The organism is Yinghuangia sp. ASG 101 (assembly GCF_021165735.1).
GTDB lineage: Bacteria > Actinomycetota > Actinomycetes > Streptomycetales > Streptomycetaceae > Yinghuangia.
The window spans coordinates 3162133-3181751 of sequence record NZ_CP088911.1 but is presented as its reverse complement, the minus strand read 5'-3'; the positions used below and the strand labels follow the sequence as shown (position 1 = coordinate 3181751).

The 19619-nt window shown below is 72.3% G+C and carries 18 protein-coding genes; 10 read left to right on the top strand and 8 right to left on the bottom strand.

All coding sequences use genetic code 11. From position 1 onward, the window contains the following. Positions 1-68 precede the first annotated feature (68 nt). The 5 genes from LO772_RS13285 to LO772_RS13265 are packed head-to-tail and all read left to right on the top strand — an operon-like array spanning position 69 to position 5980. Positions 69-1616: an ABC transporter ATP-binding protein gene (locus tag LO772_RS13285; protein ID WP_231779531.1), complete on the top strand. Its 1548-nt coding sequence runs from the start codon at positions 69-71 to the stop codon at positions 1614-1616. Next, positions 1613-2947, top strand: coding sequence for an ABC transporter permease (locus LO772_RS13280; protein WP_231778615.1), 1335 nt, complete (start codon positions 1613-1615; stop codon positions 2945-2947). Before LO772_RS13285 ends, LO772_RS13280 begins: the two co-directional genes overlap by 4 nt. Next, the gene (locus tag LO772_RS13275) at positions 2947-4260 is read left to right on the top strand and encodes an ABC transporter permease (RefSeq protein WP_231778614.1); all 1314 of its coding nucleotides are present in this window, start codon (positions 2947-2949) and stop codon (positions 4258-4260) included. The genes LO772_RS13280 and LO772_RS13275 overlap by 1 nt, the downstream gene beginning before the upstream one ends. After that, positions 4260-4652 (top strand): cytidine deaminase, encoded by a 393-nt coding sequence (locus tag LO772_RS13270; protein WP_231778613.1) that lies wholly within the window; start codon positions 4260-4262, stop codon positions 4650-4652. Before LO772_RS13275 ends, LO772_RS13270 begins: the two co-directional genes overlap by 1 nt. 20 nt (positions 4653-4672) lie before the next feature. Beyond that, a complete protein-coding gene (locus tag LO772_RS13265) occupies positions 4673-5980 on the top strand; it encodes a thymidine phosphorylase (protein WP_231779530.1) in 1308 nt (435 codons plus the stop codon). 505 nt (positions 5981-6485) lie between these two features. Here LO772_RS13265 and LO772_RS13260 read toward each other — a convergent pair. Then, positions 6486-7772, bottom strand: a complete 1287-nt coding sequence (locus LO772_RS13260) for an MFS transporter (protein ID WP_231778612.1) — start codon at positions 7770-7772, stop codon at positions 6486-6488. A 63-nt stretch (positions 7773-7835) separates the two neighbouring features. Here LO772_RS13260 and LO772_RS13255 point away from each other — a divergent pair, with 63 nt between their 5' ends. The 3 genes from LO772_RS13255 (at position 7836) to LO772_RS13245 (ending at position 10682) form a co-directional block, all read left to right on the top strand. After that, on the top strand, positions 7836-8816 hold the full coding sequence (locus LO772_RS13255) for a LysR family transcriptional regulator (RefSeq protein ID WP_231778611.1): 981 nt from the start codon (positions 7836-7838) through the stop codon (positions 8814-8816). Positions 8817-8979: 163 nt separating this feature from the next. Beyond that, positions 8980-10101 carry an adenosine deaminase gene (locus tag LO772_RS13250; RefSeq protein ID WP_231778610.1) on the top strand — a complete coding sequence of 374 codons (1122 nt, stop codon included), beginning with the start codon at positions 8980-8982 and terminating at the stop codon, positions 10099-10101. Between the two features lie 143 nt (positions 10102-10244). After that, complete coding sequence (locus tag LO772_RS13245; protein ID WP_231778609.1) at positions 10245-10682, top strand: hypothetical protein; 438 nt, start codon at positions 10245-10247, stop codon at positions 10680-10682. Positions 10683-10853: 171 nt separating this feature from the next. On the opposite strand, the gene LO772_RS13240 is transcribed toward LO772_RS13245, so the two are convergent. From LO772_RS13240 to LO772_RS13220, 5 genes are all read right to left on the bottom strand, one after another. Continuing rightward, on the bottom strand, positions 10854-11849 hold the full coding sequence (locus tag LO772_RS13240) for a trypsin-like serine peptidase (RefSeq protein WP_231778608.1): 996 nt from the start codon (positions 11847-11849) through the stop codon (positions 10854-10856). Positions 11850-11947: 98 nt separating this feature from the next. Continuing rightward, complete coding sequence (locus LO772_RS13235; RefSeq protein WP_231778607.1) at positions 11948-12151, bottom strand: PspC domain-containing protein; 204 nt, start codon at positions 12149-12151, stop codon at positions 11948-11950. A 160-nt stretch (positions 12152-12311) separates the two neighbouring features. Then, the gene (locus LO772_RS13230; protein ID WP_231778606.1) at positions 12312-12971 is read right to left on the bottom strand and encodes a hypothetical protein; all 660 of its coding nucleotides are present in this window, start codon (positions 12969-12971) and stop codon (positions 12312-12314) included. Next, complete coding sequence (locus LO772_RS13225) at positions 12968-14641, bottom strand: HAMP domain-containing sensor histidine kinase (RefSeq protein WP_331717347.1); 1674 nt, start codon at positions 14639-14641, stop codon at positions 12968-12970. The genes LO772_RS13230 and LO772_RS13225 overlap by 4 nt, the downstream gene beginning before the upstream one ends. 68 nt (positions 14642-14709) lie before the next feature. Beyond that, positions 14710-15384: a response regulator transcription factor gene (locus LO772_RS13220; RefSeq protein WP_231778604.1), complete on the bottom strand. Its 675-nt coding sequence runs from the start codon at positions 15382-15384 to the stop codon at positions 14710-14712. Positions 15385-15562: 178 nt separating this feature from the next. On the opposite strand from LO772_RS13220, the gene LO772_RS13215 reads away from it, so the two are divergent. Beyond that, a complete protein-coding gene (locus LO772_RS13215; protein ID WP_231778603.1) occupies positions 15563-16207 on the top strand; it encodes a SigE family RNA polymerase sigma factor in 645 nt (214 codons plus the stop codon). Positions 16208-16621: 414 nt separating this feature from the next. Further along, positions 16622-16936 carry a hypothetical protein gene (locus tag LO772_RS13210; RefSeq protein WP_231778602.1) on the top strand — a complete coding sequence of 105 codons (315 nt, stop codon included), beginning with the start codon at positions 16622-16624 and terminating at the stop codon, positions 16934-16936. A 329-nt stretch (positions 16937-17265) separates the two neighbouring features. On the opposite strand, the gene LO772_RS13205 is transcribed toward LO772_RS13210, so the two are convergent. Together LO772_RS13205 and LO772_RS13200 are read right to left on the bottom strand one after the other, a co-directional pair. Beyond that, positions 17266-18180: an aldehyde dehydrogenase family protein gene (locus LO772_RS13205; protein WP_231778601.1), complete on the bottom strand. Its 915-nt coding sequence runs from the start codon at positions 18178-18180 to the stop codon at positions 17266-17268. Further along, a complete protein-coding gene (locus LO772_RS13200) occupies positions 18173-19618 on the bottom strand; it encodes an aldehyde dehydrogenase family protein (RefSeq protein WP_231778600.1) in 1446 nt (481 codons plus the stop codon). The genes LO772_RS13205 and LO772_RS13200 overlap by 8 nt, the downstream gene beginning before the upstream one ends. Between the last annotated feature and the right edge of the window lies 1 nt (position 19619).

The following is a 19619-nucleotide window of genomic DNA, read 5'->3' as shown; positions in this document are numbered from 1 at the left end:
GCACACGGCCCCTTTCCCGCCGCCCCCGGTCCCGGGGGCGGCGGCGCCCGCCGAGGAGGTGACCTGAACTGAAGCTGGAACTGCGCGGGATCACGAAAAGTTTCGGATCCCTGGTCGCGAACGACCACATCGATCTGACCGTCGAGCCCGGGGAGATCCACTGCCTCCTCGGCGAGAACGGCGCCGGCAAGTCGACGCTGATGAACGTCCTGTACGGCCTCTACGAGCCCACGTCGGGCGAGATCCTCCTCGACGGGAAGCCGCGCGCCTTCAGGACCGCGGGCGACGCGATCCGGGCCGGCATCGGCATGGTGCACCAGCACTTCATGCTCGTCCCCGTCTTCACGGTCGCCGAGAACGTCATGCTCGGCGACGAGCGGACGCGCGCTTTGGGGTGGCTCGACCGCCGCGGCGCGCGGCGCAAGGTGCTCGACCTGGTCGCCGAGTACGGGCTCGAAGTCGACCCGGACGCCCGCGTCGAGGACCTGCCGGTCGGCCTCCAGCAGCGCGTCGAGATCCTGAAGGCGCTGGTCCGCGATGCCAAGGTGCTCATCCTCGACGAGCCGACGGCGGTGCTGACGCCGCAGGAGACACGGGAGTTGTTCCGCGTCATGCGCGCGCTGCGCGAGTCCGGGCACGCGATCGTCTTCATCACGCACAAGCTCAAGGAGGTCAAGGCCGTCGCGGACCGCATCACCGTCATCCGCCGCGGCAAGGTCGTCGGCAGCGCCGACCCGAAGGCGTCGGAAGCCGAACTGGCGTCGCTCATGGTCGGCCGGCCGGTCGAGCTGGTCGTGCGGAAGGACGCCGCCGACCCGGGCGAGGTGCGCTTCGAACTCGACCACGTCACCGTGCTCGACGAGTCGGGCGCCGCGAGGGTCGACGACGTCAGCCTCGAACTGCGCGCGGGCGAGATCCTGTGCGTCGCCGGGGTGCAGGGCAACGGCCAGACCGAGTTGACCGAGGCGATCCTCGGCCTGCGCCGTCCCGCCGCCGGGTCGATTCGGCTGGACGGCCGCGAGCTCACCGCGATGAGCCCGCGCAGGACGCTCGACGCGGGGGTCGGGTTCGTTCCCGAGGACCGCCGGCGGGACGGCATCGTCGGCGAGTTCACCGTCGCGGAGAACCTGGTGCTGGACCTGGTCACCCGGCCCCCGTTCGGCGGCGGGGTGGTGGTGAACCCGAAGGCGGTGCGGGACAACGCGTACACGAGGGTGCGGGAGTTCGACATCCGCACGCAGTCGGTGGACACCCCCGCCGGGACGCTCTCCGGCGGCAACCAGCAGAAGGTCGTGGTCGCCCGCGAACTGTCGCGCCCGCTCCGGTTGTTCATCGCGTCGCAGCCGACGCGCGGGGTCGACGTGGGCGCGATGGAGTTCATCCACCAGCGCATCGTCGCGGAACGCGACGTCGGCACCCCGGTGATCCTGGTGTCCACCGAACTGGACGAAGTCGTCGCCCTGGCCGACCGCATCGCGGTCATGTACCGGGGGCGCATCGTCGGCATCGTGCCGCCGACCGCGACGCGCGAGCAACTCGGCCTGCTCATGGCGGGCGTGGACGACCCGGACACGTTGGCCGCCGCCGGGGCGCCCGGGGAGGCGGACCGCGCATGAGCCACACACCCGAAGAAGGCGGCGAGCCGGTGGCACCGCGGGACACCGAGGCCCCGGAGGTCCCGGAGGCCCCGGAGGCCGCGTCCGCCGCACCGCCGCCCAAGCGGTCGTACGGCAAGGCGGTCGTCGACGCGGTCGTCACCGGCAACTCCGCCGTCGTCACGACCCTCGCCATCCTCCTCGCGCTCGTGGTCGGCGGGATCCTGATGATCCTCTCCAACCAGGAAGTGCTCGACAAATACGCGTACTTCTTCGACGACCCCGGCGACGCGCTGTCCGCGTCGTGGCATCAGGTGCGGGACGCGTACGTCGCGCTCTTCAAGGGCTCGATCGTCGACCCGGGCACCTTCGACAGCAACTACGCGCCGTACATCCTCAATCCGATCTCCGAGACGGTCACGCAGGCCACCCCGCTGATCTTCGGCGGCCTTTCGGTGTCGGTCGCGTTCCGGGCGGGCCTGTTCAACATCGGCGCGCAGGGGCAGTTGATCGCGGGCGCGATCGTCGCGGCGTGGGCGGGCTTCCAGTTCGCGCTGCCGACGGGCCTGCACCTGGTCGTCGTGGTGGTCGGCGGGCTGCTCGGCGGGGCGGTCTACGCGGGCCTCGCGGGCGTGCTGAAGGCCCGCTTCGGGGCGCACGAGGTGATCGTCACGATCATGCTCAACTACATCGCGGTGTTCTTCCTGTCGTGGCTGCTGACCACCGGCACCTTCCGCCAGCCGAACCAGCCGCAGCCGCTCGGCAAGCCGATGCACGACACGGCGGTGCTGCCGAGGCTGTTCGGCGACGAGTTGCGCGTCAACCTCGGCATCGTTCTGGCGCTCGCCGCGGTGCTGCTCTACTGGTGGCTCCTCAACCGGTCGGTGCTCGGCTTCGAACTCCGCGCGGTCGGGGCGAACCCGGACGCGGCCCGCACCACGGGCATGAGCGTGTCGCGGGCGCAGATCGTCGCGATGGCGTTCGCGGGGGCGATGGCCGGGATGATCGGCGTCTCGCAGGTCGCCGGCCCGTACAACGCGGGCCACCAGCTGACGCAGACCATCGACGCGGGGCTCGGGTTCACCGCGATCACGGTCGCGCTGCTCGGCCGGACGAAACCGCTCGGTGTCGTCTTCGCGGCGCTGCTGTTCGGCGCGTTGCAGGCGGGCGGCTCGCGCATGCAGGCGTCGGCGCAGGTGTCGATCGACATCGTCACGGTCATCCAGGCGGTCATCGTGCTGTGCGTCGCGGCGCCCGCGCTGGTCCGCACGATCTTCCGCCTCAAGGGAGCCCACAAGGGCGGCGAGGGAAGCCTGGTGGCGAAGGAAACCGCAGGGGCGGAGGCCGTCTGATGTCGCAAACTCTCGTCACTCCCGGGGCCCGGACACCGCAGGACGCGGCCGACGCCGCCGCGCGGACCCTCCAGGCCGCGTCCCGCCGCCGGGCGCTGATCACCGGCGGCGGCTTCCTCGCCGTCGGCGCGTACGCCCTGTGGGCCTTCGGCCTGGGCACCGAGGGCGGCACCGACGCGGTCTTCGGGATGACCGTCACCGGGTCGGGGCCGAAGGTCGGCGACCTCGAAGTCGGCGCCCGCGCCACGGCGATCGCGATGTCGGTGGTCTGCATGGCCGCCGGGGTGGCGCGCGTCGTCCTGGACGCGTCGAAGCTGTGGCGGCGGCTGACGACGTCGGTGTTCGTCGCGGCGTTCGTCGTCGCGTTCCTGTGCTGGGCGGTCGCCGGCAAGCAGATGTCGTTCGCGGGCGCGCTGCAGAACACGATGCTCGCCGCGACGCCGCTCATCCTCGGTGCGCTGGGCGGGGTCGTCGGCGAGCGCTCCGGCGTGGTCAACATCGCCATCGAAGGGCAGTTCCTGTTCGGCGCGTTCGCCGCCGCGCTCGTCGCGTCGATCACCGACTCGCTGTGGGCGGGCCTCGTCGCCGGCGCGGTCGCGGGCGGGCTCGTCGGCGCGCTGCTGGCGGTGTTCGCGGTGCGGTACATGGTCGAACAGGTCGTCCTCGGCGTCGTCATCAACCTGCTGGTGGCGGGGATGACGGGCTTCCTGTACTCGCAGCTGCTGCGGCCCCACGGCGACAAGTACAACAACCCCGGAGTATTCCAGAACCACGCGGTCCCGGGCCTGTCCGAGATCCCCGTCCTCGGCCCGGTGCTGTTAGACGTCAACGCGATCGTGTACCTGATGTACGTGCTGGTCGCGGTCGTCCACTTCGGGCTGTTCCACACGCGGTGGGGCCTGCGCGCCCGCGCGGTGGGCGAACACCCCACCGCGGCGGACACCGTCGGCATCAGGGTCCGGCGCACGCGCTACCTCAACGTCTCGGGGGCCGGCTGCATCGCGGGCATCGGCGGCGCGTTCCTGACCATCGGCACCGTGGGAACGTTCAGCAAGGACATGGCCTCCGGCGCGGGCTACATCGCGCTCGCCGCGGTCATCTTCGGCCGCTGGCGCCCGCTCGGCGCGGTCGCGGCGGCGCTGCTGTTCGGCTTCTCGAAGGCGCTCGCGACGTCGCTGCAGACCGTCCAGACCCCGATCCCGTCGGAGGTCCTGCAGATGCTGCCGTACGTTGTGACCATCTTCGCGGTCGCCGGCCTCGTCGGCCGGGTGCGCCCGCCCGCCGCCGCGAACAAGCCCTACGAGAAGGCGTGATGGCGACGGACATCGACTGGGCGGCGCTGCGCGAGGCCGCGCACCGGGCCATGGAGCGTGCGTACGCGCCGTACTCGAACTACGCCGTGGGCGCCGCGGCGCTGGTCGACGACGGGCGCACGGTGGTCGGCTGCAACGTCGAGAACGCGTCGTACGGCGTGACGCTGTGCGCCGAATGCGGGCTCGTCTCCGCGCTGCACGCGAGCGGCGGCGGGCGCCTGGTCGCGTTCACGTGCTGCGACGCCGACCGGGCGGTGCTGATGCCGTGCGGCCGGTGCCGCCAACTGCTGTGGGAGCACGGCGGGCCGGACCTGCTGGTCGACACCGTCTCGGGCATCCGTCCGATGCGCGACGTGCTCCCGGACGCCTTCGGCCCCGACAACCTGCGCTGACCCCGGGAGCTTTCTTGACCATGGACGCCGTCTCCGTCATCCGCGCCAAACGCGACCGAGGAGAGCTGACCGCCCATCAGATCGATTGGGTGGTCGACGCCTACACGCGCGGCGAGGTCGCCGACGAGCAGATGTCCGCCCTGGCGATGGCGATCCTGCTCAACGGCATGACCGAGGCGGAGACCGGCCGGTGGACCGACGCGATGATCGCGTCCGGCGAACGCATGGACTTCTCCGGCCTCACGCGGCCGACCGCGGACAAGCACTCGACGGGCGGCGTCGGCGACAAGATCACCCTGCCGCTCGCACCGCTGGTGGCCGCGTGCGGGGTCGCCGTCCCGCAGTTGTCCGGCCGCGGGCTCGGCCACACCGGCGGCACGCTCGACAAGCTGGAGTCGATCCCCGGCTGGCGCGCGGCGCTCTCCACCGGCGAGATGCTCGGTGTGCTGGAGTCGGTCGGCGCGGTGATCTGCGCGGCGGGTGACGGCCTCGCCCCCGCCGACCGCAAGCTCTACGCGCTGCGGGACGTGACCGGCACCGTCGAGTCGATCCCCCTCATCGCGAGTTCGATCATGAGCAAGAAGATCGCCGAGGGCACCGGCGCGCTGGTCCTCGATGTCAAGGTCGGCTCGGGCGCGTTCATGAGGGACCTCGCGGACGCGCGCGAACTCGCCCGCACGATGGTCGCGTTGGGCACCGGACACGGCGTGCGTACGGTCGCGCTGCTGACCGACATGTCCGCGCCACTCGGCCGCACCGCCGGCAACGCGCTCGAAGTCCGCGAATCCGTCGAGGTGTTGGCGGGCGGCGGCCCGGCCGACGTCGTCACCCTGACCCTCGCCCTCGCCCGCGAAATGCTCGCCGCGGCGGGCGCCGACGCGAAGGACCCGGCCGACGCCCTCGCCGACGGCTCGGCGATGGACGTGTGGCGCCGCATGATCACCGCCCAGGGCGGCGACCCCGACGCCGCCCTCCCCACCGCCCGCGAGACCCACACCGTGACCGCCCCCGCGTCCGGCGTGCTGACCCGCCTCGACGCCTACGCGGTCGGTGTCGCCGCCTGGCGCCTGGGTGCGGGCCGAAGCCGCAAGGAAGACCCGGTCCAAGCCGCAGCCGGCCTTGAACTCCACGCCAAACCCGGCGACCCGGTGCGCGAGGGCGCCCCGTTGCTCACCCTCCACACCGACACCCCCGAACGCTTCCCCTACGCCCTGCAAGCCCTCACCGCCGCCATCGACATCGCCCCGGAGCCGACCGCGTACGACCGCCCCCCGATCATCATCGACCGCATCGACACCCAGGACACCCGCACCCCCCACACCCCCTGACGCCGAAAAGCTCGTCGACGACGGCGTCGACGCCCTCCCGGACCGCGCCGCGTTCACCGCCACCGCGCCGAACACCACGCGCACGATCAGCTACGAGACCCGCGAGGAACCCCTGCGCAGCGGGGCCGACGACACGGTCGGCATCGAACTGACCACCTCCGTCGGCTCCGACACGATCCCCACCGCCTACGGCATCATCCGCGTCGGGGACCTCCTCGCGGTCTTCATCAACTTCGACGAGGAGACCAAAGACGTGGCCTACCCGGACCGCGACCTCCTCGACCTCCAGACCCGGAAAACGCGCACCGCCCCCAACGACTGACGCCCACCGGCATCCACGTCACGCCACAGCCCCCGGCAACCGAGTTCGCCGTGCACCCGCGCGCCGATGTACGCGGCGGTTCACGATGCGGCCCTCGGCGTCGCGGGGTTGTCCGGGTACCCGGGCGACCGTGGACCCGAGCGGCGACTCGAACGTACGAAGTAGGCGATCCGCTCCGCCTGTTCATATCGCCTGTGCGGGACCGCGGCGGCCGTTCCGGGCGTTCCGGGCGGGGAAGGGGCGGTCGGCAGGTGACTTGAGGCGGGTGGCGGCGACCGTGGCCGCGGCGCAGACGACCAGCACGAACAACACCGCTCCCGGCCAGGCCATGGTGTGGAAGGCGACTCCGCCCAAGGGACCGCCGAGGCTGCTGCCGAGGTAGTAGGCGGCTATGTAGAGGGCGGACGCCTGGGCGCGGCCGGTTGTGGCGCGGAGGCCCACGGCGGCGCTGGCGGCGGTGTGGCCGGCGAAGAAGCCGATCGTGAGGATGACCAGGCCCGGGACGATCAGGGCCAGGTGGTCGGGCAGGGTGAGGAGGGCGCCGAGGGAGGTGACGGCCGCGGCGGCCCACAGGGTGCGGCGGTGGCCGATGCGGCCGACCACGCGGCCGGTGAAGGCCGAACTCGCCGTGCCGGCGAGGTAGATCACGAAGACCGCGCCGACCACGGCCTCCGGGAGGCCGAAGGGCTCGGCGAGCAGGCGGTAGCCGAGGTAGTTGTAGATCGTGCCGAACGCCGCCATGAAGAGCATGCCGAGCAGGTAGAGGCGGCGCAGGGTGGGGTCGGCCAGGTGCGTGCGCAGCGCCGACACGGCGGCGCGGTTGCCGTCGGGGGTCGGGCGGAAGTTGCGGGACGCCGGCACCAGCAGGCGGAACGCGATCGCGCACAGCAGCGCGACCACGCCGATCGTGAGCAGCGCCGTACGCCAGCCGCCCAGGTCGCTGGCCAGCCCGGTCACCAGCCGTCCGCCCATGCCGCCGATGCTGTTGCCCGCGACGTACAGCCCCATCGCGGCGCCGAGCGACGTGCCCTCGACCTCCTCGGAGAGATACGCCATCGCCGTGGCGGGCAGGCCCGCGAGGGCCACGCCCTGGAGGGTGCGCAGGGCGACGAGCGTCCCGAAGTCCGGGGCGAACGCGGCCAGTACGCCCAGCAGCGCGGCGGAGAACACGGAGACGGTCATGACGCGCGTGCGTCCCCAGCGCTCCGACAGCATGCTGACCGGGATCACCGCGAGCGCCAGCGCGCCGGTGGCCACCGACACGGACCAGCTCGCCTGAGAGGGCGTCAGGTGGAACGCGTCGGAGAGCTGCGGGAGAAGCGTCTGCGTCGTGTAGAGCATCGCGAACGTCGCGCAACCGGCCAGGAACAGCGCGAGGTTGACGCGGCGGAGGCCCGCCGAGCCGAGCGCGTGCCGGCGCGGCGGGGGAGTGGTGGCGGGGGCGGCTGCGGACGTGGACGACGCGGACATGTCTGGGACGCTACGGCCCTCCCGGTCATGCGTCCAATGCATGAGATGTCCATAATCGATGCCATGACGCATGACAGCAGGTCGGCGCGGGCGCAACCGGATCGCCGCCGTCCGGATTCCCGCACACCCGGCGACGAGGGCGCGGCCGTCGCCGCGCTCGTGCCCCGGCTCGTGCAGTTCGTCGCCGTCGCGAAGGCCGAGCACGTCACGCGCGCCGCCGAAGCCCTCGGGATCCCGCAGCCGACGCTGAGCCGGAGCCTGGCCCGGCTCGAAGCCGAACTCGGCGCGCCGCTGCTCGTCCGGACCGGCCGCGGCGTCCGCCTCACCCCGCAGGGCCACACCCTCCTCTCCGCCGTCGCACCGATGCTCGACCGCCTCGACCGGGCGTGCGGCGAGATCCGCGGGGACGTCAGCGCGACGCGCGGCAAGGTCGCGTTCGGCTTCGTGCACACCATGGGCGCCGAGGCCGTCCCGGGCCTGCTGCGCGACTTCCGCGCCGACCACCCCGGCATCCGCTTCTCGCTCGTGCAGGACGCGGGGTCGGCGATGCTGACCCGGGTGCGGACGGGCGAACTGGACATGTGCCTGATCTCGCCGCTCCCCGACGACCCGGTCCTGGAGGTCCGGGCCCTCGACGAGCAGCGGCTGTACCTCGTGGTCCCGGCCGACCACCGCCTCGCGTCCCGGTCGCGCGTGCGCCTCGCGGAGGCGTCCGGCGAGCGGTTCGTGTGCATGGAGCCGGGCTACGGGCTGCGCCGGATCACCGACGCCCTGTGCGCGGAGGCCGGTTTCGCGCCGCGCGTCGCCTTCGAGGGGGAGGAGGCCGAGACGCTGCGCGGGTTGGTCGCGGCCGGGCTCGGCGTCGCGCTGCTGCCCGCGCCGGAGGTGCCGCGTCCCGGGACGGTCCAACTCGCGGTGAGCGCCCCGCGCGCGTTCCGCACGATTGGGCTGGCCTGGCTGCGCGGCCATACGGAGACCGAACCGGTGCGCCTGTTCCGCGAGTTCGTGCTCGGCCGCAAGGGGCGCCTGCTGAGCCAGCCCTGATCCGGCCGACCCGACGGCCCGCGCCGGACCGCCGCCGACCCGCCCGGAGCGGTCGCCGCCACCGGTGGCCCGCCGTCCGGCCACGGAGTCGACGCCGCGGACACGCGCGCCGGGGAGCCGAAAACCGCGGGCATTCTACGCGCGTAGGACTTACAGTCTCCCCATGCGCAGCCAACACACGCTCCCGCTGTCGGCCGAGTACATCCGCCGCGCGCCCAAGGTCCTTCTCCACGACCACCTCGACGGCGGGCTGCGCCCGGACACGATCGTCGAACTCGCCGCGGCCGTCGGGTACGACCGACTCCCGTCCGCCGACCCGGACAAGCTCGGCACGTGGTTCCGCGCGGCGGCCGACTCCGGCTCGCTCGAACGCTACCTGGAGACCTTCGCCCACACATGCGCGGTCATGCAGACCCGCGAGGCCCTGATCCGGGTGGCCGCCGAATGCGCCGAAGACCTCGCGGCCGACGGCGTCGTCTACGCCGAGATCCGGTACGCCCCCGAGCAGCACCTCCAAGCCGGCCTGACGCTCGACCGGGTCGTCGACGCCGTCAACGAGGGCTTCCGGCGCGGCGAACGCGCCGCCACCGCCCGCGGCCACCGCATCAAGGTCGCCGCGCTGCTGACCGCGATGCGCCACGCCGCCCGCTCGCGCGAGATCGCCGAACTCGCCAACCGCCACCGCGACCGGGGCGTCGTCGGCTTCGACATCGCGGGCGCCGAGGCCGGCCACCCGCCCACGCGCCACCTCGACGCGTTCGAATACCTCCAGCGCGAGAACTTCCACTTCACGATCCACGCCGGCGAGGCGTTCGGACTGCCCTCGATCTGGGAGGCCGTGCAGTGGTGCGGTGCGGACCGCCTCGGCCACGGGGTCCGGATCATCGACGACATCACCGTCGACGAGAGCGGCGGTGTGCGGCTCGGCCGCCTCGCGGCGTACGTCCGCGACAAGCGCATTCCGCTGGAGATGTGCCCGACGTCGAACCTCCAGACGGGCGCGGCCGATTCGTACGGCGACCACCCCATCGGGCTGCTGCGGCGCCTGTATTTCCGCGTGACCGTGAACACGGACAACCGCCTGATGAGCGGAACGTCGATGAGCCGCGAATTCGGGCACCTGGCCGGGGCGTTCGGATACGACCTCGACGACATCCAGTGGTTCACCGTGAACGCGATGAAAAGTGCGTTCATCCCCTTCGACGAACGCCTCGCGATGATCAACGAGGTGATCAAACCCGGATACGCCGCACTGCGTTCGGAATGGCTTTTCCCGCGGTCCTGAGCCGCCCCGGAATCCTTCCGGGCGCCCCCGGTTCGCGCCCCCGGGCGCCGCCGCCCGCGCTTTGCGCCCGGCGCCTCGCGTTCGCTACCTTTCGTGCCCAATCAAGCACGTGGCGTGAGTCGCGTCCGGAAGATGAGGTGCATATGGGATCGGTACGCAAGGTCGCAGTCACGGCGGGGCTCGGTGCGGCGATCGCCGCCGGGGCCGCGGCCCCCGCGCTGGCCGCCGACCACACGGCCGCGCCGCAGACCCCGACGGTACCGAAGGTCGCGCAGGAGAACGCCGGGACGATCGGCCCGTTCAGCGTCAGCCAGGTCACCGACACCCTGGGCACCGGCCAGGTCACCGACGCCGTCGCCGGCACCGCCGGGAAGGCGCTGCCCGCGGGGCTGCCGCCCGTCACCGGCACCCCGGCCTTCGCGGCCCTCCCGGCAACGCCCGGGCAGGTCGTCGAGACCGCCTCGTCGACCCTCCCGGCCGTCCCCGACCTGGGCGTTCCCGGCCTGCCCGACGCCACGAACGCGGTCACGGCCGGCCTGCCCGCCGCCACGCTCCCCGGCCTGCCCGGCGTCGCTGCCTGACACCGCGGCTCCCCGCCGCCGGCGCGCGTCGTCACCCTCGCGACGCGCCCGGCGGCTTCCGCATGCCCGGGGGCGGACGCGGCATCCGGCATCGCGACCGGGCGGCGACGCGGCGAGGCGGCGAGGCGCGCCGCGACCGCGGCGGCCGTCACCCGCAAGGATGAATCCGCGTCAGAATCCGTCGTACAACTCGTGGGCCACATTGCCCAGATACGGCCCGGTCATCGTCTTGGCGGAACGCATCGTTATCCCCAGCGATATGTTGCTCACCAAATACTGTTCGCCGTCGATTTCGGCGAACCACCCGCCGCCGCTCGACCCCCCGGTCATCGTGCAGCCCATCCACAGCATCGCGGGATCCGGCCAGCCGGTATTGCTGAAATCGGTGGTCGGCGACGAGCACGTGTACATCCGGCGTCCGTCGTAAGGATCCTCGCCGGGATATCCGTACGACTCGACGTCGAGATTGCGCGGCGCGTTGAACCTGATCTTCGCGCTCGTCCCCAACTCGTCCTCCAGCGATTTCTTCCCCGCCGGCGGCTCGACGATGAACGCACCGAAGTCGAAAGGCGACGCGGTGCTGTCGCGTTCCGGATCCGCGTCACGGATCCACTGGTCGCTCACCCGCACCTCACGCACGGGCCAGCGGCCGTACGGCATCTTCTGCGCCGTCGTCGTGCCGTCGCCGTCGTAGCCCGGGATGAACATGATGCGTTTGTAGTAGTCGCCGCCCCGGCCGCCGTGCAGGCAGTGCGCGGCCGTCCACACCATGTTGCCGGTCGGATGGTGGACCACCGTGCCGCTGCACTCCGCGACGCCGCCCGGCACCTCGAACACGATCTTGCCCCGGATCGCCTTGTCCGGTTCGTCGTACGGGTCGTCGACCAATTCGGCCTCGACGGTCTGCGGCGCCCGGAAGTTCGGCGAGGACGGCGCCTCGACCCCCTGCGGGCCGACCGGCTTGGCCTCGCCGACCTTGCCCTCGTCGTCCCAAAAGCGGTTGCTGTCGTCGATCTCCTGGTCGGAGTACCGCTTCGACGACATCGCGGACGTCTCGCCCGCCTTGATCGCCAGCATGCCGCTGAGGAACAACCCCAGCACCGTGACAAGCACTCCGCCCGTCACGGACAGGGTGATGATCCGGTTCTTCTGGTGCGCCGGCCCCACCGGGCCCCCCTTTGCCTACGCCTCTGTCCCGCCTCTGTCCGCCGTTCGGATGATATGCGCAGGCCGGGGTTCCCCGGGCGCATGCCCGGGGACGCGCGTCAGCGCTCCTTCGGCACGATGACCCACAACGCCAGGTACAGCAGGAACTGCGGACCGGGCAGCAGGCACGACAACACGAAGACGATCCGCACGGTGGTCGGGGACCACCCGAAGCGGTTCGCGATGCCGGCACAGACACCGGCGATCATCCGGCCCTCGCGGGGCCGCGTCAGCCTCGGACTTGTCGGTGCGGCATACGACATGACGATCATCTCCTCGGTGCGGCGCCCCCATGGCACCGCCTCCCTTTCGAAGCTACGCCGCCCGAGCCGCCCTGCCGTCCTCCTCACGTCCCGCCCTGGACCGACCCCGCGGGAGTCGGGGCCTCCTCCGCACGGCGTAGGGGTTGCCCCCGACACCGCCCTACCGGGCCGCGGTCGCCTTCGTCGGGCGCACGGCGGGGGACGGCGTCTCGAACGACGCGCAGTTCTGAGCCACACCCCCTCCGGTACGGGCACCGAAATTGATCGGATGCGACTTCGCCGCGTGCTGCAGCGTGCACACGATCTGACCGAGCGCGAGCGGGTCCAGCGCGCCGAGAGAGGCGACGTCCAGCCGGACGAGGTCCACCGGGTCGCCCGGCAGCGGATCGGCGGGCTTCACGCCGCCCGGAGGCAGCGCGGTGGTCCACCCCTGCGCGGCCTCCTCGGCACTGGGCCCCTGCCCGAGTTCGAGCAGCAGGCGCACGATCAGCGACCGCCGCTCCGGGTCGTTCGGCGACGTCGGACGTGTCGTGCTCTGGTCCGGCGTGGGCAGCACGACCGCCCCGCCGCGCTGCACGGCCTGCGGACGCCCGTCCCGCACGAGATAGATCGCGTGCTTCGACGTGCCCGGCCCGGTCCCGTTGCCCGGCGTCGACGGCCGCCGCGCCGGATCACCGGCGTTGATCGGCCCCTCGGTCGCCCGAATCCCGCAGCCCGTGACCAACAGCGCCGCACCGAGGGCCGCGATCAGCGCGAGGACGGCACGAGATCGCCGCACCTGCCCCCGAAGACCGGGCAGCCGCCGTCGCCGCGCCGTCACCGTGAGCCTCCCCGGTGGTGGGCGTCCTGGGACGCGTCGTCCTCGGTGGTCTCGTCCGCCTTGTCGTCCGTCGTCGCGCCGGGGGTCTCGTCCGCGTCGTCCGCGCCGTCCGGGGCCACATCGTCCGGCCATACGCCCGGATCCGGGTCGTTCGGGTCCGGCTCCCACCCGTCCGCGTCCGGATCGTCGATCTCGGCGCGGTCGTCGTCGGCCGGCGGGACCAGCGGGAGGCGCAGGCTGAACTTCGCGCCGCCGCCGGGCATATTCGTCGCCCGGGCCGTACCGCCGTGGATCCGCGCGTTCTCCATCACGATCGACAAGCCGAGTCCACTGCCCTCCGAGCGCGCCCGCGAGCTGTCCGCCTTGTAGAAGCGGTCGAACACGTGCGGCAACACGTCCTCCGGAATCCCGGGGCCGGTGTCGGAGACGTCGATCACCAGGTCTTCCGCGTCCGGGTCGACCAGCACCCCCGGCGTATGGGCGCGCGGCTCGCGGCGGATCTCCACGGTCACCGGCGACCCGCCGTGCCGCAGCGCGTTGCCGACCAGGTTCGACACCATGACGTCCAGGCGCCGTGCGTCGACGCGCGCCACGATCCCGCGCCGCGCGCGCAGGTCCACCGCGTCCATCCACGCCCGGGCGTCCAGGCACGCGGTGACCAGGTCGGCGATGTCGACGTCGTCCAGGATCAGTGCCGCGGTGCCCGCGTCGAACCGGGAGACCTCCATCAGGTCCTCGACAAGCGTCGCGAGGCGGTCGATCTCGGCGACCACCAGCCGTGCGGCGGGTGCCCCCTGCTCGCCGAGCGAGTCCGCCTCCTCCTCGAGCAGCTCGCTCACCGCGGTCATCGCCGCCAGCGGCGTCCGCAACTCGTGCGAGACGTCCGCGACGAACCGCCGCGACGACGCCTCCAACGCGCGCAACTCCGTCACGCTGCGTTCCAACTTCTCCGCCGCGTCGTTGAACGTGCGTGCCAGATCCGCCAGTTCATCGGAACCGCGGACGTCCAGGCGGGTGTCCAGACGCCCCGCGCCCAACTGCCGCGCGGCGTCGCCGAGCCGGCGTACCGGACGCAGCACGTGCCGTGCGCCGACCAGCGCGAGTACCGCCGCCGCCCCCAGCGCGAGCACCGCGCCGGTCGTCAGATAGCGGGCGAGCGACGTCAGGTCGGTCTGCTCGGCGCGCAGCGACTGGAACATGTAGCCGGTCGGGCCGTCCGGTACGCCGTCGCCGCTGGAGACGACCTTCGTCCCGCAGATCAGGTAGGGCTCACCGGCGATGTTCACACGCTGGAAGTACATGTGGTAGCGGCCCTGCGAGTCCGGCGTGTTCACGACCTCCTGGAGGTCCGAGGGCACGTCCGCGACGGTGAACTTCCCGGTGGGCGGCGCGACATCGCCGTCGGCGACCAGCACCACCTCGTAGCCGAAACTCGTCCCGCGCAACTGCGCCGCCGCCGCCGCGAGCTGCTCCGCGTCCGGGTTCGGCGGCAGCGTCTCCGACGCCCGGCCCAAGCCGTCCCGGAACTCCTTGATCACCGAATCCTGCGCGCGCTGCAGCACCGCGTTGCGCGTCAGCCAGTACGCGATCCCCGACGCCGCGACCGCCGAGATCAGCGCGACGATCGCGAACACCGCCAGGATGCGCACACGCAGCGAACTCAACCGCAGCGCGTGCCCGATCCGGGCCAGAACAGGACGGTGGGGACGGGGACGCGACGTCTTGCGCCCGGCAGCCGTCACGGCGGGTCGAGGCGGTAACCCACGCCCCGCACGGTACGGATGAGCGTCGGCGCGGACGGCACCAACTCCACCTTGGCGCGCAGCCGCTGCACACATGCGTCGACCAGCCGCGAGTCGCCGAGATAGTCGTGCTCCCAGACCAGGCGCAGCAACTGCTGGCGCGACAAGGCCTGTCCGGGACGCCTGCTCAGCTCGACCAGCAACCGCAGCTCGGTGGGCGTGAGGGACAGCTCCTCGCCGCCCTTGGTCACGATCATCGCGTTGCGGTCGACCACGAGGTCGCCGAACACCGACGCGTCCGACACCTCGCGCTCGCCGCGCCGCAGCACCGCCCGGATCCGTGCGTCCAACACACGCGGCTGGACCGGCTTCACGACGTAGTCGTCGGCCCCGGACTCCAGGCCCACGACGACGTCGATGTCGTCGTTGCGCGCGGTCAGCAGGATGATCGGCAGCGAGTCGGTCCGACGGATCCGCCGGCACACCTCGAATCCGTCGATGCCGGGCAACATCACGTCCAGCACGATCAGATCGGGGCGCTGCTCACGCCACCGCTCCAAGCCGAGCTCGCCGGTGGCTGCGGTCACCACGCGGTGACCCTGGCGGCCCAGGGCGAGTTCGAGGCCGGCGCGTACGGCCTCGTCGTCCTCGATCAACAACAAGTAGGGCACGCGAGCCATTGTGTCTGACGTCACGGGTGGGAAGAACATCGGGCCGCGTTACGCGGTTCTGACCCCCCGATCCCTGTTGCACAGCTGTGACACGGGGGGGACGGTCCGATGAAGCCCGGCCAGCAAAGTTGTCCCCGTGAACAAAGCTCGCGTTGAAGCAGGCTCTGGGGGAGGAACCATGCAGTCACAGATCGACCGGCCGTCACCGACCGACCGCCAGGACAACCGCCGTTCGGTCGTCGCGCTCGCCGCGGTGCCGGGCGTCGGGAAGTCGGCGCCGCGGGCCGCGGTGCAGGAAACCGGAAGCATCGACGACGACTTCACGGCGTACGTGCGGGAGCGCCGCTCGGCACTGTTCGCCACCGCGTACCACCTGACCGGGGACCGCAACGAGGCCGAAGACCTCCTGCAGAGCGCCCTGATGAGCACCTACCAGGCGTGGGGCCGCATCCAGGACAAGGCCGCGCTCGGCGGCTACCTGCGCCGCACCATGACAAACCTGCACATATCGGCATGGCGTCGCCGCCGAATCGGCGAGTACCCGACCGAGGAGATGCCGGAGCGTCCCGACGGCTCGGACTCGATGGGCGACACGGAGCTGCGCGCGGTGCTGTGGTCGGCGCTCGCGAAGCTGCCCGAGCCCCAGCGCACGATGCTCGTGCTGCGCTACTACGAGGGCCGTACGGACCCCGAGGTCGCCGAGGTCCTCGGTGTCTCGGTCGGCACCGTCAAGAGCAGCATCTGGCGCGCCCTGCGCCGCCTGCGCGAGGACGAGGCGCTCAGCTTCGGCGCGGACGAGGCGTTCGCGGAGCTGGTCGCCTGATCCTCCGCCCGCCGAGGCGGGTATCGCGCGACGTCGAGTGTTCACATCGGTCCGGGGGGGCTTGGTGGGGACCTGGAGTCCCGGGTGCGGTCCAGTGGACCGGCCCGGGACTTCGTCGTTTCGGGCCGGTGTTCGGCTTGCGGGGGTGCGGTGTTCGGTACGTCCGCGGGGCCGTGGGGCTACCGGTCCGCGGATTTGCGGGTGTACGGGGGTGAGGACGGCATGGTGACGGATTTGGTTCCGGGGCGCGGCCGTTCCCGTGTCCGGTCGTGCCCAATTGCCGCCGCTTTGCCGAAACCGGGCGAACTTCGCTACGGTGCGTGGTTGATCGGGTGCGTTGCGCTCCCGCGGCGGTCCGCTTCGTGTCGGCCGCGTCCCGTTCATGACCGGATGACCTGAATGGAAGGACCCGCCATGGCTTCGGCTCTGCGTACCGTGATGACCGTGTCGATCGGGGCCGCCGCCGCGCTCGGCGCGTCCGCGTCCGCGGCGAACGCGACCCCGGCGGTCTCGCTCGCCCCCGTGCAGGTGGAGCCGGCCCTCGCGGCGGCCGTCCCCGCCGCGGTCGGGCCGGTCATGACCGCGTCCCTCAACCCCCTGGCGGGCACCGGGTTCAACCCGATCGACAACGCGGTCGGCACGCAGATCGGCGACCTGCCGGTGAGCACGTCGATGATCACCGGCCAGATCGCGGACGGCACGAACCTCCAGGAGCTGCTGGGCCGCTGACCGGCCGACCGGGCGGCGTGCGGCGCGACGCGTCGGCGGGGGAGCGCGGTCCGGTCCGTGGTCCGCGTCTCAGGGGCGGAGTTCGGTAACAGGCCCTCAAGCGAAGCGATCGCCGCACGGACTCGGCCGGGCGGCGGGCCACGCTGCCCGTGGCCGAGTCGAGGGCCGTACGCCTGCCGGGCCGATGCCGTCCGCGGTCGCGGACCCGCGAGGCGATTCGGCCCAGACGGAAACCGGGCCCGCGCGGCGGCGAGCGGTTCGCGCGCAGGGGTGCGCGAACCGCCGTCCGCGGCGGCGGGGGCCGCCCCCGCCGCACCCGCTGGCGCGGGTCAGGTGCCGGTCGGATGCCAGACCGTGCGCGTCTCCGTGAAGGCCAGCATGCGGTCCACGCCCGGGTCGGCGGCCCAGTCGGGCTCCTTCGCGTCCGGGCGCAGGACGCGCTTGAGGTTGTCGGCCGCGGCGATCTCCAGGTCGCGGACCGACGCGAGTCCCGCGGTGTGCGACGCGCCCGCGAGGTCGATCGCGTTGACGTCCTGGTGGGCCGCGAGCCACGGGGCGACCTCGGCGACCGGGCCGCTCAGGATGTTGACGACGCCGGCCGGGACGTCGGACACCGCCAGCACCTCCGCGAACGCCAGCGCGGGCAGCGGAGCCTTCTCGGCGGCGAGCACGACGGCGGTGTTGCCGGTCGCGACGACCGGGGCGAGCACACCGGTCAGCCCCAGCAGCGACGACGTCCGCGGCGCGAGCACCGCGACGACGCCCGTGGGTTCGGGTGTGGACCAGTTCGCGTACGGCCCGGCCACCGGGTTGGCGCCGCCCGCGACCTGGGCGAGTTTGTCGGTCCATCCCGCGTACCAGACCCAGCGGTCGACGGCCGCGTCGACCGCGGCCGACGCCTTACCGCGCCCGATGCCCTCGGCGGCACCGACCTCGGCGGCGAACTCGTCGCGCCGCGCCTCCAGCATCTCCGCGATGCGGTACAGGACTTGGCCTCGGTTGTAGGCCGTGGCACCGGACCATCCGGGAAAGGCCCTGCGGGCGGCGGCGACGGCGTCGCGCGCGTCTTTGCGGGTGCCGCGCGGGGCGTTCGCGAGGGTGCGGTCCTTCGTGTCGGTCACGGCGTACACCCGTCCGCTCTCGGAGCGGGGGAACGCGCCCCCGATGAACAGCTTGTAGGTCTTGGCGACCGCGAGGCGCCCCGAGCCGGACGCGCGCATGATCTTCTCCGACATCTCAGACATTCAGGTATGCCCCCAGACCGTGCCTGCCGCCTTCGCGGCCGAACCCGGACTCCTTGAAACCGCCGAACGGCGACGCCGGGTCGAAGCGGTTGAACGTGTTGGTCCACACGACCCCGGCGCGCAGCCGCTGCGCGGTCCACAGGGCCTTGGCGCCCTTCTCGGTCCAGACGCCCGCCGACAGCCCGTACGGCGTGTTGTTGGCCTTCTCGACCGCCTCGGCCGGGGTGCGGAACGTCAGGACGGACAGGACGGGGCCGAAGATCTCCTCGCGCGCGATGCGGTGCGCCTGCGTGACGCCGGTGAAGACGGTCGGCGGGAACCAGAAGCCCTTCGCGGGGATCGCGCAGGGCGCCGTCCACCGTTCGGCGCCCTCGTCGTCGCCGGCCGCCGCGAGCGCTTTGACGCGGTCGAGTTGCGCGGCCGAGTTGATCGCGCCGATGTCGGTGTTCTTGTCGAGCGGGTCGCCGAGCCGCAGCGTGCCGAGGCGCCGCGTCAGCATCGCCACGACCTCGTCCGCGACCGACTCCTGCACGAGCAGCCGCGAACCCGCGCAGCAGACCTGGCCCTGGTTGAAGAAGACGCCGTTGACGATGCCCTCGATCGCCGAGTCGAGCGCGGCGTCGTCGTACACGATGTTGGCCGCCTTGCCGCCGAGTTCGAGGGTCAGCCTCCTGCCGGTGCCGGCGACGGTCCGGATGATCTCCTTGCCGACCGGCGTCGATCCGGTGAAGGCGATCTTGTCGACGTCGGGGTGCGCGACGACCGCGCGCCCGGTCGCGCCCGCGCCGGTCACGATGTTGACCACGCCGGGAGGCAGGCCGGCCTCGACGCAGATCTCCGCGAAGCGCAGGGCGGTGAGCGGGGTCGTCTCGGCCGGTTTGAGGACGACGGTGTTGCCGGTGGCCAGCGCGGGGGCGATCTTCCAGGCGAGCATCAGCAGCGGGAAGTTCCACGGGATGACCTGCCCGGCGACGCCGAGCGGCCGGGGATTCGGCCCGAAACCGGCGTACGCGAGCTTGTCGGCCCAGCCCGCGTGGTGGAAGAAGTGCGCGGCGACGAGCGGGAGGTCGACATCGCGCGACTCGCGGATCGGCTTGCCGTTGTCGAGCGTCTCCAGCACCGCGAGTTCGCGGGCGTGCTCCTGGATCAGGCGCGCGATGCGGAACAGGTATTTGGCGCGCTCGGCGCCCGGGAGCGCGGACCAGGCCTTGAACGCCTTGCGCGCGGCCTTGACCGCCCGGTCGACGTCGGCCTCGCCGCCGACCGCGACCTCGGAGAGGACTTCCTCGGTGGCGGGGTTCACGGTCTTGAGCGTGGCGCCGTCGGCGGCCTCGGCGAACCGGCCGTCGACGAACAGGCCGTACGAGGGCGCGATGTCGGCGGCGGAACGGGACTCGGGGGCGGGGGCGTAGGCGAACGCCCGGCCGGGAGTGGTCATT

Bases quoted from the DNA above. Each gene is read 5' to 3' on its own strand.
- LO772_RS13280 (WP_231778615.1), top strand. From the start codon at position 1,613: ATGAGCCACACACCCGAAGAAGGCGGCGAGCCGGTGGCACCGCGGGAC.
- LO772_RS13275 (WP_231778614.1), top strand. From the start codon at position 2,947: ATGTCGCAAACTCTCGTCACTCCCGGGGCCCGGACACCGCAGGACGCG.
- LO772_RS13270 (WP_231778613.1), top strand. From the start codon at position 4,260: ATGGCGACGGACATCGACTGGGCGGCGCTGCGCGAGGCCGCGCACCGG.
- LO772_RS13265 (WP_231779530.1), top strand. From the start codon at position 4,673: ATGGACGCCGTCTCCGTCATCCGCGCCAAACGCGACCGAGGAGAGCTG.
- LO772_RS13260 (WP_231778612.1), bottom strand. From the start codon at position 7,772: ATGTCCGCGTCGTCCACGTCCGCAGCCGCCCCCGCCACCACTCCCCCG.
- LO772_RS13255 (WP_231778611.1), top strand. From the start codon at position 7,836: ATGACGCATGACAGCAGGTCGGCGCGGGCGCAACCGGATCGCCGCCGT.
- LO772_RS13250 (WP_231778610.1), top strand. From the start codon at position 8,980: ATGCGCAGCCAACACACGCTCCCGCTGTCGGCCGAGTACATCCGCCGC.
- LO772_RS13245 (WP_231778609.1), top strand. From the start codon at position 10,245: ATGGGATCGGTACGCAAGGTCGCAGTCACGGCGGGGCTCGGTGCGGCG.
- LO772_RS13235 (WP_231778607.1), bottom strand. From the start codon at position 12,151: ATGTCGTATGCCGCACCGACAAGTCCGAGGCTGACGCGGCCCCGCGAG.
- LO772_RS13215 (WP_231778603.1), top strand. From the start codon at position 15,563: ATGCAGTCACAGATCGACCGGCCGTCACCGACCGACCGCCAGGACAAC.
- LO772_RS13210 (WP_231778602.1), top strand. From the start codon at position 16,622: ATGGCTTCGGCTCTGCGTACCGTGATGACCGTGTCGATCGGGGCCGCC.
- LO772_RS13205 (WP_231778601.1), bottom strand. From the start codon at position 18,180: ATGTCTGAGATGTCGGAGAAGATCATGCGCGCGTCCGGCTCGGGGCGC.
- LO772_RS13200 (WP_231778600.1), bottom strand. From the start codon at position 19,618: ATGACCACTCCCGGCCGGGCGTTCGCCTACGCCCCCGCCCCCGAGTCC.